This is a genomic window from Metamycoplasma buccale (genome assembly GCF_046774455.1).
GTDB classification, from domain to species: domain Bacteria; phylum Bacillota_I; class Bacilli_A; order Mycoplasmatales; family Metamycoplasmataceae; genus Metamycoplasma; species Metamycoplasma buccale.
Genome location: NZ_CP177249.1, coordinates 358,849 through 373,096, shown reverse-complemented (window position 1 = coordinate 373,096; position 14,248 = coordinate 358,849). Strand labels below are relative to the sequence as shown.

Sequence of the window (14,248 nt, the reverse complement as noted above, 5' to 3'; positions counted from 1 at the left end):
GAATTTTCTTTTAATGCATTAAAATAACTTCTTTTACCATCATCAAAAAGTGCAAATATAATTTTTTGTGTTATTGTTTCTCCTTATTAATTTTCCTTTATTAATTTTTTATCAACAATTTGATATTCAATATTATTTTTAAATAATCATTTTTTGTAATTTTTTATGGTAAACAATTTGTACTCAATTTTTTTAATTAATTTTTTAGAAATACTATCAATGTTTATTTTAATTTCCTTATATGTAAAAGTATTTAAAATAAGTTGATGCCCAAAATAAAAAGATATTGAAAATAATAAAATTATTGATATTAACAATATAAAAACATTAATGTATAAAATTTGCGATTTTGAAATAATATAAACTGATGAAATATTTAATATTCTTATTTCTAATTGGTTTCAAACAGATATATATCCTATTGAAATAGCCCCTAATATAATTGGAGTTGTTAAAATTAATATTAAAAACAATAATCAATTAAATTTGTAAATTTTTTTATTCATATTTTTAACACCACATAAACCTAATTTTTGTTATTGTTAATTGCTATATTGACAAAAAAGTACAAAACTTGTAAAAATTGTTATTAATTAACTTTTTAGATATTTTTTAATAGGAATAAATTAAATTAAGATTTTTATCAATATGTTTATTTGCACTTTGTAAAACATATATTGTTTTTTTTTTAATAAATTCACTAACTAATCAAATATCATCAAATCCTTTTAATGCTTCTTCAATGTTTTTTCATAAACTTTCAGAAACATAATTTTTATTTATCTTAAAAATAATTAAATCATTGTGATAATTATTTAATTCAATTGCTGCAAAGCTTGCAACCCATATTGTTTCTTCTATATTATCAACGTTAATAGCATACTTTGAACCATATTTTGTGCTTACTAATTTTGCAGAGTGCAAAGGAGCCAACAATACCATTTCATTTTCTTTTTCATCAACCGTATCAATATATAAATATTTATTACTTGCTTTTTTTAATCTAATATTTAAATATTTATATGCTTTATTCATTAATCTTTCTAACTTGTTTTTACCGTTAGCTGTTTTCAAGAAATTCTCCTTAATATTTTTTATTTAGTTATTAAAAATAATGAGTTTATTCAATTAAATTTACTTAATTTACAATATTTTACTTCCCTAATTTACAAGAAAATATTTCCTTTATTTGCAATATTTTTAGTCAAAAATATGGTAAATGGCGCAAAATTTTGTGGCATTTGGCATAGATTTTTGACTAAATTGGCTGGTATTTTTTTCTCAAAAGGCAAAAATTAGTTGGAAAAATACAATTTTAGGGTACTTTTTTGGTTGGAAAAATGCAATAAAACATTAAGTTTTTTGTTTTTTTAACATTTATTTTTACATATTTTTTTGTAATTTAAACGATTTATTAATTTTTCATAATAATTATCATTTTGATTAAACTCTTCCCCATATAATTGACTTTTTAGATTATTTATTATCAAATTAGTTCTTTCTTTAGTTTCCTTTGAATGTGAATAATAATTACCTGAATATTCAGAAATAATTAATAAATTATTAGGCAAAACACTTTTTAAAGCATTTTTTATAAAATTTGTTTCCAAACCACAAGGTAAAACTAAGATAATTTTTACTCCACTATCTAACAAAAATTCAACAATATCATTATTTGAAAAATATTGTTTTGCATCAAGAATACAAAATTCATTTTTTTTAGAAATATCAACTGATTTTAATAAATCAATATTACCTTTAAAATACATTAAAAATGGAGGTTTGTTTAGTTTTTCAAATGATTTAGGATAAATTTGTTCATCTAAAGTTGTAAAAAAGTCAATTTTCTTTTTTAAAACATCATTTTTTAATGATTCAATATATTTTTTTGGTACAAATTCATGACGATTTAAAGAACTCATAATTTCATCTCAATCACCATTATATTTTTTCGAAAAATAAAGTAAATAATAGTTCATTTTAATTCCTTAAGGTTTTAGTAACCATTGTATCCGTCATAAACTTCATCATCTAGAATATCTATCATTTTATCTATTTTACTTTCTAGTTCAAATGTAGAACTATATAAATCATCTTGAATATCTTTAAGTCTTTCAAAAGCATCTTCATAGCTTTTTACTTTTAACTTCAAATCTCTGTTTTCTAATTTTAAAAACTTAATTTTGTTTTTTAAATTTTCAATATTATTCATTTTATTTTTTTCCTATTCTATTTATTTGTTATAAACTATCACTAATCTCAATTAATATTTCTTACATTTTTTGTTGTTTTTTTAAGACCATTACATTTTTTTTGATAGTTTTGAATGTTAAATACAAAAAAATATCTTTAATTAATAAATTTATTTTTATGCTTTTATTTTTTTAATCTAAGTTAATTTTTAGTTAATAATTTTTAAGTTTCATTTTAAAGTCAAATATATGCCATTATTAAGTGTTTATCGCATTCTTAAGACCTTGTTTAAAGTTTTGTAAGTCTAATACAAATTAAAAAAAACTTGCAATCCTAGAAGATTTATCAAAATTAAGATAATTTGCAATTTTAAAGCGTTGAATGGATTTTTCTAAAGGTCCCAATGCAATTTAAAAAAAATTTGCAAGTTTAGAGAATCCATTGAATTTAAAAGAAATAATAGAATATATAAATAAAAAATAAAAATATCAATATTCTTTTTTTCTTAGGTAATAATAAATTATTACCATTACTCTTATGCATACAATTTTGACTAGTAAAAATAAAGTTTATATGAGAAGTATAATTTTTTCTCAAATAAGTAAATTTAAAATAGATAATTTGCATTATCTTTTATCAAAAATTAAAATTGTCATATTTTTAAAACGGTAACCATATTTTTTTATTGGTGGTTTAGATAAGATTTGCACTTATTTCTTTATTTAAGCATTACTGCATATGCTACTAAACCTTATTACCATACCGTCTTTAAAACATTAAATTCGCATTAACAAATAACGTTCAGTTGAAAATTTATAACCTATGAAAAGACGAAAATTTTCTCCATTTTCATTAGTTAGGGTCATAAATTTTTCTTTTCTTATTCGAACTATATTGAACATTTCTTTATATCTGCAATCAAAATATGCACAAATACTTTTTAAAGTTAAATATATTTCATTTCTTGACAATCTAAGCATTGAATAATAAGCATTTTGTAAAATTACTTTTTTTCTTGTTTCAACTGATTTTAAATAAGAAGCTTTCGAATATTTTTTACTTTTATATTTATTAATTGAATATAAAAGAGCTGCTTTTAATCCGTATAATAAAAAAATTCTGAAAGTATCTTTTCCAGATAAAATATATTGTTTCTCACCCTTATTTCTGAGTACATATTTTTTTAGTTTTAATAATTTAGAATTTAAATATTTATTTTTGTCTAAAATTCCAAGCTCAATTAGTTGATTGATTGAATATTTCAAACTAGTTAATTTAAATCCATACTTTATTAAATCTCCTTGCTTCATATTAGATTTAGAAAGTTTCAACACTAAATAAATTTCTAATAAAACTTTATTTGTTTTCAACTTTTGATAAAAAGAATCGCTAATAACTAATTTAGTTTTTTTGTTACAAAGTTTATTAATAATTTCTAGATTTAATTTGTCATATTTTTTATTAAAATATTTACCTCAAAATTTAGATTCAATTTCAAGTAATTTTAAATCTTGAAAATCATTATTTACTATGCATTCATTTAAAGTTAGTTGATAATTACTAATTGCACCCATTTTTTTCTCCTTTTTTATTAAAAGAAACAAAAATTGATGTATAATTAATAATGAATTGAGTTGTTGTGTGTTTATACACAACTTTTTATTTATTTGTTCCTTTTGATAATTTCTTTTGTTTGTAAAGAGTATGAAAAAAAGCAAGCTTATATTTCACTTGCTTTTTTGCTTGTTTCTATTAGACCCTTAACTTTTCAACAGGACCTTAAAATATATTAAAAATCGGCATGCAAATATGCCGATTGCTACATTGTAATATAAAGTGCAACACTATGAAATAATTTTTATAGGTTGCATTTTTTATATTAAAGTAAATAAAAAAAGAGCAACCTAAATAAAGTGCTTCAAGAGGTTACTCATGATTAATTATAATCACTTAAATTACAAAAATAGAATTATTATTCAAGAATATTTAAATAAAGGTTTTTCTATTAGAAAAATAGCCAAACAAATAAATAAATCACCATCAACAATATCTCGCGAAATAAAACGCAATTTTGATAATGATAAATTAATTTACAATCCAGAAATAGCTAATCAAAAATCTGTTCTCAGAAGTAAACATAGATCTTATTTTTGATATTTTTTAGTAAGAGATAGATATGAAGAATTTATCGATCAATTTGTAGCACTATATGATGGTAAACTTTGAACGGTTGAATCAACTTATTTTTTTATAAAAAATAATATGAGTGTAAATGAATTTGAAATACCATGTTTAAAAACCGTTTTTAATTGAATAAATTCTGGCAAATGAGTTTTTAGTAGAAAAGATTTATTAAGAAAAAATTACACAAAAGGAGGAAAACGTTCAAAAACTAATGTTATTGATCGCCTTGTTGGAGCAAGATATATAAAACCAATATGAGCAAGACCAAAAGAAATAAATAATCGATTAGAATTTGGGCATTGAGAGCTTGACGTAGTTTGTGGCAAAAATGTTAGAGGTGCTAATCATATAATCACATTAGTAGAAAGAAAAACAAGGTTTTGTTATGTGGCAGTTATGAAAGGTAAGCATCCTGATAATCTTAATAGAATTTTAAATAATTTAATTGCAAATAATAATATCCCAGTAAAATCGATTACTACAGATAATGGTTTTGAATTTAGAAAAATTGGTTTACTAGCTTACAAATTAAATATATTTGTATATTTTACTGATAAATATGCTTCATGACAAAAAGGAAGTAATGAAAATTGAAATGGTATTTTTAGAAGAATTTTTGCTAAAGGCACTAATTTTAATGAAATTGATATTAATGAAATTCAAATTGCCACAGAAAGAATTAATTTTAAACGTAGAAAAATTTTTAATTGAAAATCCTCATATGCTTTATACGAAAAAGAATTAATAGAAGAATATAACAAAATATTTGCTTAATAAACTAATTTCAAATATACTCAAACACTAATATTTAGTGTATTTTTGTTTTTTAACTTTTGAAAAATATAAAATAAAACATGAAGCACATAGGTGTTGCACTTCATGTTACTTTCTAGCAAATCGGCATGCAAATATGCCGATTTTTTAGTGTAAAAACTTTATTATGATCTATTTTTTCAAACAGAACCAACTATTTTTGCGCCAATAACATTTTTGATTGCATCTTGATAAAGATCTATTGTATTTAAAAATGGATTTAACACACTATATATTTTTTCTAAAATATATGCTTTTTGTGATTCATCACTTGGTAATAATGAGTTTATTTCGTTTGTTAGTTTATCTTTGAATTTCTTTACATTAAAAATTCTTTGTCAACCACCACCACTTAATAATTTCACTCTCCCCATTTGTTCGCCTTGCATATCATATGGTTGTCTTCTTCCTTCCCCAAGACCATAACATATTCAATTTCAATCTAAATCGTAAAAATAATTAATTATAAAATCTAAAATTGATTTTGTTTTATCTATTAAAGGATTAATTACTTGATCTTTATTAGCTAATTTATTTAATTTAAAAGTATTTTTTAAGTTTTCTAAATTATTTTGAACCATATTTTTATAAATATTTAATTTATCTTTAATAACTCCAAAAAGCTTTCTCGCATATGGACCTACCGTTTCAGGCACAACAGTTTTTTTAAGCATATTTAAATAGCCAATGAATAAACCCCATCCACCATCAGGTTCTTCATTAATACCATTTTTATAGATATCAAAAACCTCACCTATAGTATCTACATAAGCATTATGACAAACATCATAAAATTCTTTTAACAAATCATTTAAATAATAAGCATTTGTAACTTGTGGTGTAGCTTTTTTTGCAACATCTAAAAATGATTCATATAGTTCAGCCATAACTTCTTTAAAAATAGTTGCAGCTTTATCTCTTTTTGCTTCTTTTTTAATTTCATTTTTTCTTTTGTTTATTGTTTCATCTAAAACTTTGTTAAATTTTTCTTTATAAGAAGCTATTTTATCTTCTACAAATTTAGTTAAATTAGCAACATCTTCATTAGTTTTGAAATCACTAAAAATAATTTCTTTTGTCCCGATCAAATTGGTTTTTTTATTTTTTATAGTTAATTTTAAAGTTACTTTACCATTTATATCATCTGAAATAAATTCTTTTGTAAGTTCATAATCTGAAGTTAAACTATTTGAATTGATTAGGAAGTTATTTTCGTTTTTAATAACTTCTGATGATAAAATAGTTTTTCTTACAAGCCCTTCATCGTAAAAAGCTTTTAGTGCTTCTAATTTTTCAAGAAAATCTTTTATTTTAATTTTGTAATCTTCATATACTGAAGTAACAAAATCTAATTTATTTTTAAATTCTTCATATTCAGGATTAGTTTTAGTTTGATCATTATTATCAGTAATTTTTTTATTTAAAGTATTTGCTAAATCAATTTGTGTTTTTAATTTATTTAATAATTCTTGTTTTTGATCAATTAAAGTCTGTCCTTCAAATTCATTAAGAGCACTTGCTAAATTTTTAGTTATAGTTTTAATTTCTTCTTTTAAATCACTAATTCTTTTTTCTTCTTGAATTTTTGCTTGTTTTAAATTTTCTAATTTTTTATTAGATTCAATTAATTTAGATTCAATTTGTTTTTTTAAGACTTTAACTTCATTAAGTTTGTCTTGATATTGAACTACATTAATTTTATTTATTAAGTTTGTTACATTAGTCTTAATCTTTTCAAACTCTTTTATTATTTCATTTAATTTATCAATGTCATTAAAAGACTTAATATTATCAAGTTTTTTAATTTGCATATCAAAATTATTTTTTAATAAATTAAATTCTTCATCAATTGCTTTTTTGGCAGAATTGTGATTTTTTAACTCTTGTTCTACTTGTTTAATAGCATTGTTAACTTGATTAAGTTTTGCAATAAAATTTACATATTCTTTGCTAGAAACTATCTCTTTTTCTTTATTGGCATTATTTTTTAAATTTATTATGCTAGTTAATAAATTTTTCAACTCAATTAATTTAGATAGTTTTTCATTTATATTTTTTTCTTCTTCTAATTTTTTAAGTTGACTATTTAAATTTTTTGTAACATTTTGAAGTTCTGATTTTAAATTTTCAATTTTTTGTTCTTGTGATTTTTTTCTTTTTATAATTTTTGTATTAAACACTATTGATGTAGAAACAGTTGCTATTGAAGCAACAACACACAATGTCACTAATGATAATTTTTGCTTGCTAGTCATTTTATTTTTCTAATAGAATAAAAGAAAAATGCGATTAGGCATTTTTCAATCATGCATTTTAAATTATTTTAAAAGGTTTAAAACATTCATTAATTCTGTAAAACCAACTTGTAAAGAACTTAAACTATCTTTTAATACTTTTTCTAAAGCATCATATTTAGGTTTAAGAACTTCTTTAACAGCATTGTAATCTTTTTCAACTGTTAATATTTCTTTTGCTTTTTTTGCTGCTTTAGTTTTAAAGTTATTAATAGCTGCTTCTAATTTAGCTAATTCTTCTTTGTATCCTTTAGCTTTTAAGTCTTTAAAGTCAATTTTATTAATTTCGTCTTTTAGTTCTTTAAAAGCTGTTTCTGCATAATATTTTGACATTTCTTCAATAAATTTGTCAATATTTGCAATGTTTTTGGTTTTTTCGTTAGTTTTCAAAGTATTAAAAATGGTTTTTGCTGCTGGAGCAATATCTTTAGCATGTTTTTCAATTAATTCAACTGCTTTTTTAATAAATTCTTTTAATTTATCTTCTGTTAAATAAGCTTTAATTGTTGCTAAAGCATCAGTAACTTTTGTATTACCATTGTATTTTGTAATTGTGTCTTTTAAGACTTCTGCAATAAGACTATTTGCCAAAGTAGCAAGGTCATTGTAACCATTAAATACTTTTGATAATTCTTCATTAGATAATTCGCCTAATTGTTTTTTAATTTCTTCTAATTTTGGTAACAATTCATTGTTTGCTTTTTGTACTAATTCAGAAATTTGTTTATCTAATTTTTCTTTAACATTTGAATCTTTTACATCTTTTGTTAAATCTTTATAAGGTTCACCAAGTTTTGAACTTAGATCTTTTTTAGCATCATCAAGATTTTTTTGAGATTCTTTTTCTTTAGGGTCAACACATGAAGCCGCAATAACAGGTGTTGCTACAATTGGGCTAATTGCTCCTAATAGTGCTAAAATATTTTTTTTCATTGTTTTTTTCTCCTATAATTAATTAAATTTCAAGCATGAATTATACTACTATAAAAATTCAAAGCATAAAAAATATTCTTTAATAAAGTCATTTTTGTCAATCATTACAAAAAATAATAATATTTTTTGATTAATTTAATTGAATAAAAAAGAACTTAAGAATAAATCCTAAGTTCAAATGTAATTATTATTGTGTAATTTTATTTATAAATTTAAAATTATTTTGTTTCTTTTTGGGCAGCTCTTTCTGCTCTACGTAAATCTCTTGCTTTTTCTTTAGCTAATTTTTTTTGTCTTTCTTCTGCTCTTTTTTTATTTCTTGCACGAATATCTTTTCTCATAAAGTTAACTCCTTAATTTTCAATTAAAAAATTATAAATTATTTTTTCTTAATTTCTTTAACTTTTTCAAATAAACTATCAATGTCTATTTTTTCCATTTCACTAATTTTTTTATCAACACTTTCTTTAGTAATAGGATTATTATTTGGTTTTTGTTTAGTAAATAATTTGCCAATGTCAAGTGCACTTTCATCACTTAAAGTTAAATCAATATCAACATCATCTTCTGATTTAGCGGAAAATAACTCAATACTACTATCTAAATCATTAGAATGCGATTTTTCATAATGAGAATCATCGCGATTATATTTTCTTTTAAATAAAGTTGTTTCTACTGTTTTAGTATCATCATTATCTATTTTATTTTCCCTAATCTTATTTCTTTCATCTTTGCTCATATCAAAAAGCTCCTTAACTTTAATTGGCTGAATAAGAGTTCCAGCATTATTAAAATTTTTTATTCTAACATTTGTCAATGGTTCCAATTGTTTTGATAATGGAATAGTGTTTAAATCAAATTCAATAGGTTCATTATTTTCATTTGTATAATAACATTTTAATTCTTTAGTAACAACTTCAATTGAAATAACCTCTGAATGAATTGATTTTGAAGGCATAAATAATATTTTTCCTCTACTTTGTCGACTAGCAGGTTTTATTTCTTTAGCCATAATTGATTTAAACTGACCTTGATTAGTTAACATAATTATTTTGTCTTCAATGCTTGTTGGAACAAATTGAATGATTTCTTGATCTTTATCAACTTTTATTAAATGGATTCCTGTAGCTTTTAAACTATATAAAGGAATTTGTTTTTCATCAATAAAATAATAAATTCCGCCATGTAATAATACTAGTATCCATTTTTCTCTATTAACTATTTTAACATCACATAAATTGTCATTTTTTTGTAAAGGAATACATGATTTTTTTCTTTGATTTTGTTTGTTATTTAATTCATCAAATTCAATTCTTTTAGCCATTCCTTTTTTAGTTATTAAAATTAAATTTGCATAGTTTTTAAATGATTCTAACTCTATAATTCTTACAATTTCTTCTTTATTTTCTAAAGCAACTATTGAAGAAATATGATATCCTAAATCTTTTCAATTAGAATCTTTTAAAGTATGTGCTTCTAAAATAAAATAATTTCCTAAATTAGTAAAAAATGCTAATTTTGAAAGCGAATTAACTTCATTAAAATAAAATATTGCATCATTTTCTTTAAGTTTATAACCAGAAAAGTCATTAGCATTAAAAGCTTTTTTCGATATTTTTTTGAAATATCCTTCTTTAGAAATAAAAAAGTAAAAGTCTTCATTTTTTGCTAATAATTTTGTATCAATTTGTGTTTTTATTTTTTCTTCACTAATTAAAGAAACTCTAGGTTTTCCATATTCTTTTTTAATATTTTCCAAAGCTTTTATCATATATTTATCAAATGCTTTTGGATCAGTTAATAATAAAGTACACTCAGCAATTTTTTCTTTTAATTCTTCGGCTTCTTGTTTATATTGAAGTTGATCCATTCTAGATAATTTATACAATCTTAATTCAGCAATTGCTGTAGCTTGTAAGTTTGTAAAACCAAAAATTCTTTCTAGAGATTCAATAACACCTTTTTTAGAGTTATCGCTATTTTTAATTACTTTAATAACTTCATCAGAAATATCGGCAACCTTAATAAAACCCTCGACTATTTCCAAACGTAATTTATATTTTTCTAAATCATATTCAATACCTTTTGTATTAACATTTTTAAAATGTGAAAGATATGCTATTAAAAGCATATATAAGTTCATTAATTTTGGAGCATTTTCATGAATAGCAACCATATTGTAGTTATATGCTATTCTAAGATCAGTTTTAGACATCATATAATTAATAATTGCTTCAGCATTAGCATCTTCTTCAAGTTCAATATAAATCGATATGCCTTCACGATCGGATTGATCACGAACTTCTTTTATTCCATTGATTGTTTTATCAATAACTAATGCATCCATGTCCGCTACTAATTTTGACTTAATTACCCCAAAAGGAATTTCATTAATATTAATTCCAATTATATTTTTGTTATCTTTTTTATCATAAACAAATTCATATTTAGCAGCAATATTGATTTTTCCTTGACCAGTTTCTAAAGCTTCTTTAATGCCATCAAGTCCATAAATTATTCCACCAGTAGGAAAATCTGGACCTTTTACAATTTCTTCTAATTCTTCTATGGTAGTTGTTGGTTTTTTTATTAATTTAATAGTTGCATCAATAATTTCGATCAAGTTATGTGGAGGAATTTCGGTAGCAAAACCTGCTGCTATTCCTTTTGACCCATTAATTAATAAATTAGGGATTAATGATGGTAAAACTACTGGTTCATATTCAGTATCATCGAAATTAGGTGCCATAGGCACGGTTTTTCTTTCTAAATCTTGCAAAAGTAACTCACTTATTTTTTCTAAACGAGATTCAGTATAACGCATAGCAGCGGCAGGATCATCATCAATTGAGCCACGATTACCATGCATTTCAATTAATGGGAAGTTGCTTTTTCATTCTTGACACATTCTAACAAGAGCTTCATAAATAGAACTATCACCGTGAGGGTGATATCTACCAATTACATCTCCAACAATTCTTGCTGATTTTTTAAATGGTTGATTATTTTTTAATTTCAAATTTCACATTGAAAATAAAATTCTTCTTTGAACAGGCTTAAGTCCGTCACGAGAATCAGGAATAGCACGTTGTTGAATAATATATTTAGAATATCTACCAAATCGGTCGCTCATTACTTCAATCATATTTTTTTCAATGATTGTTTCTGTTAATTTATCTATTTCATCTTTTCTATTTTTATTCATTGCAACCCCATTATTATTTATTTAGTAATAATCACGAAATCATCTTCGTTAGAAAAATCAACATGAGTGTTAATTCATGCTTTTCTACCATTAATATCATCACTCATTAAAGTACTTACATTCCTTTCGGTTAATGCCTCATCAAAAATTCTAACTTTTACAATTGATCTTGTTTCTGGATTCATTGTAGTTTCTCAAAGTTGGTCAGCATTCATTTCACCCAAACCTTTATATCTTTGAATTTCATAATTAGAATATTTAGAAGTAATTTCCTTTAATTCGGCTTCATCTCATGCATAAAAATCTTTTGATTTTGAACTTTTAATTGAAATTTTATAAAGAGGAGGCAATGCAATGTATACCATTCCTGCTTCAATAAGTTTCTTCATATAACGATAAAAGAAAGTAAGAAGAAGAACTTGAATGTGAGCTCCATCAGTATCGGCATCAGTCATAATAATTATTTTGTTATATTGTGAGTTTTTAAGTTCAAAATCTTCACCAATACCAGCACCAATCGTATTAATAATAGTAGCAATTTCTTCATTAACTAAAACGTCGGTTAATTTTGCTTTTGCTGTATTTATCACTTTACCACGTAAAGGTAAAATTGCTTGAGTAACTCTATCCCTACCCATTTTAGCTGAACCACCGGCTGAATCACCCTCAACTAAAAATAATTCTTTTAATTTTGGATTTTTTGATTGAGCTGGAGTTAATTTTCCTGACAAAATTTTTTTATTTTCTAACTTTGTTTTTGCTTTTCTAATTTCATTTCTTGCAGTTCTTGCTGCTAATCTTGCATCATATGCCTTTTTTATTCTTGCAATAATTCTTTCAGTTTCTTTTTTATTCTCATTTAAATAAAATGTAAATTTTTCGCCAAAAAAATCTTCCACTGCTTCTCTTGCCTCTGGTGTTCCTAATTTATCTTTTGTTTGTCCAACAAATTCTAAAATAGATTCAGGAACTTTTAGAGAAATAACAGCAATAATACCTTCACGGACATCATTACCATCAAACGTATTATTTTTACCCTTTAAAATATTATGTTCTAAAGCATATTCATTAATTGTTTTTGTTAAAGCTGTTTTAAAAGCTGTTTCATGAATTCCACCATCTCTAGTTTTAACGTTATTAACAAAACTATAAATGGTTTCATTGTAATTATCGGTGTAAACTAAAGCAATTTCAATATCGATTTTTTTGTTGTTGCCTTTTATATAAAAAACATCGCTAATAAAATTTTTACCTTGTCCTATAAATTTTATGTATTCTTTAATACCTTCTTGGGTTTCAAAAACAACTCTTTCATTTATTTGTTCATTAATAAAAGAAATTTTTAGACCCGGAATTAAAAAACTTGATTCTCGTAATTTTTCTTTAATAATTTCTGATGAAAAATGACTTTTCTTAAAAATAAGCGAATCTGGTCAAAATTGAACTTTAGTGCCATGTTTTGTAGTGGGTCCCACTTTCTTTGTTCTACTAGTTATAGTGTCTTGCTCAAATTCGGTTTGATATTCAAATTTATCACGGTAAACATTAACAACTACTTTAGTACTTAAAGCATTAACTACGGCAGAACCTACACCATGAAGTCCACCACTAGTTTTATAAACTGATTCATCAAATTTTCCACCAGCATGAAGTTCAGTAAAAACAAGTTCAACTCCTGATTTTCCTGAACTATGTTTATCTACAGGAATTCCTCTTCCATTATCTTCAACAGTAATTGAATTGTCTTCTTTTAAAGTCACTTTTATTTCGTTAGCAAAACCCGCTAATGCTTCATCCAAGGCATTGTCAACTATTTCTCATACTAAATGGTGGAGTCCAGTTGAATCTGTAGAACCAATATACATTCCTGGTCTTTTTCTAACAGCATCTAAACCTTTTAATAGTTTTAAATCTTTTGCATCATAATTAGACATAATTAATAAAATTATAGCCTAAATGATAAAAAAATAGCCTTATTGTTAAAGCTATTAAAAATATTTATTATGATTAATAATTATTTAATTTTTGAAATTATTTTTGCAACAATTTCTTTACATTGTTTTAGATCTTTTTTTATTAAATTAGAAATACGTTTTGTTTGCTTTACTTTAATACCACTAAATCCTAAAATTGCTCTTTTTAAAAGAATAAAATCGGTATTTAATAATCATAAATTTTGATACACTTCTGGAGAATCACAAGTTGAAAAAATTCTTGCCGTTTTACCCTTTAATAGTTTGTCTCAAAATGGGTCATTATTGTGATATTTAAATGCGAACCCTGGTAAAAATATTCTATCAATGAATCCCTTTAATAATGCAGGTATTGTTCCTCATCATAGTGGATAAATAATAATTATTTCATCAGCTCATTTTATGTTTTCTTGTGCTTTAACTAAGTCATCTTCTAAGTCTTGAATTTCCTTATAACCTTTATGTAAAATAGGATCAAATTTTAATTCACCTAAATTTTGTCTTCTTACTTGATAACCTAATTTAGTTAATTTTTTTTCATATTCATTAGCAAGATATCCATTAAAAGAGTTCACATTTGGATGACCCATTATTATATAAAATTTTTTCATTACTCTCCTCATACTTAAATTATAAGTTATTTTAAAAATACA

The 14,248-nt window shown here is 23.6% G+C and carries 12 protein-coding genes; 1 reads left to right on the top strand and 11 read right to left on the bottom strand.

Annotation, left to right across the window (positions count from 1 at the left end):
• Nucleotides 1-86: 86 nt before the first annotated feature.
• The 5 genes from ACLFP3_RS01520 to ACLFP3_RS01500 form a co-directional block, all read right to left on the bottom strand.
• A complete protein-coding gene (locus ACLFP3_RS01520; protein ID WP_412031839.1) occupies nt 87-506 on the bottom strand; it encodes a hypothetical protein in 420 nt (139 codons plus the stop codon).
• Nucleotides 507-612: 106 nt separating this feature from the next.
• Entirely contained in the window at nt 613-1,074 is a 462-nt protein-coding gene (locus ACLFP3_RS01515; protein ID WP_412031838.1) for a hypothetical protein, read from the bottom strand.
• 296 nt (nt 1,075-1,370) lie between these two features.
• Nucleotides 1,371-1,979: a hypothetical protein gene (locus tag ACLFP3_RS01510; protein ID WP_412031837.1), complete on the bottom strand. Its 609-nt coding sequence runs from the start codon at nt 1,977-1,979 to the stop codon at nt 1,371-1,373.
• 17 nt (nt 1,980-1,996) lie between these two features.
• The gene (locus ACLFP3_RS01505; protein WP_412031836.1) at nt 1,997-2,212 is read right to left on the bottom strand and encodes a hypothetical protein; all 216 of its coding nucleotides are present in this window, start codon (nt 2,210-2,212) and stop codon (nt 1,997-1,999) included.
• 757 nt (nt 2,213-2,969) lie between these two features.
• On the bottom strand, nt 2,970-3,767 hold the full coding sequence (locus ACLFP3_RS01500; RefSeq protein ID WP_412031835.1) for an MAGa4850 family ICE element protein: 798 nt from the start codon (nt 3,765-3,767) through the stop codon (nt 2,970-2,972).
• Between the two features lie 358 nt (nt 3,768-4,125).
• Between ACLFP3_RS01500 and ACLFP3_RS01495 the strand changes: the two genes are divergently transcribed.
• Entirely contained in the window at nt 4,126-5,151 is a 1,026-nt protein-coding gene (locus ACLFP3_RS01495; protein WP_412031834.1) for an IS30 family transposase, read from the top strand.
• A 164-nt stretch (nt 5,152-5,315) separates the two neighbouring features.
• Here ACLFP3_RS01495 and ACLFP3_RS01490 read toward each other — a convergent pair whose 3' ends face one another.
• From ACLFP3_RS01490 to ACLFP3_RS01465, 6 genes are all read right to left on the bottom strand, one after another.
• Complete coding sequence (locus ACLFP3_RS01490; protein ID WP_412031833.1) at nt 5,316-7,445, bottom strand: hypothetical protein; 2,130 nt, start codon at nt 7,443-7,445, stop codon at nt 5,316-5,318.
• Between the two features lie 63 nt (nt 7,446-7,508).
• Nucleotides 7,509-8,417 (bottom strand): variable surface lipoprotein, encoded by a 909-nt coding sequence (locus ACLFP3_RS01485; RefSeq protein ID WP_412031832.1) that lies wholly within the window; start codon nt 8,415-8,417, stop codon nt 7,509-7,511.
• A 218-nt stretch (nt 8,418-8,635) separates the two neighbouring features.
• Nucleotides 8,636-8,758 (bottom strand): hypothetical protein, encoded by a 123-nt coding sequence (locus ACLFP3_RS01480; protein WP_412031831.1) that lies wholly within the window; start codon nt 8,756-8,758, stop codon nt 8,636-8,638.
• Nucleotides 8,759-8,796: 38 nt separating this feature from the next.
• Nucleotides 8,797-11,622 (bottom strand): DNA topoisomerase (ATP-hydrolyzing), encoded by a 2,826-nt coding sequence (locus tag ACLFP3_RS01475; protein WP_412031830.1) that lies wholly within the window; start codon nt 11,620-11,622, stop codon nt 8,797-8,799.
• A 17-nt stretch (nt 11,623-11,639) separates the two neighbouring features.
• Nucleotides 11,640-13,556, bottom strand: a complete 1,917-nt coding sequence (parE, locus tag ACLFP3_RS01470) for a DNA topoisomerase IV subunit B (RefSeq protein ID WP_412031829.1) — start codon at nt 13,554-13,556, stop codon at nt 11,640-11,642.
• Nucleotides 13,557-13,636: 80 nt separating this feature from the next.
• Complete coding sequence (locus ACLFP3_RS01465) at nt 13,637-14,206, bottom strand: NAD(P)H-dependent oxidoreductase (RefSeq protein WP_412031828.1); 570 nt, start codon at nt 14,204-14,206, stop codon at nt 13,637-13,639.
• Nucleotides 14,207-14,248 lie beyond the last annotated feature (42 nt).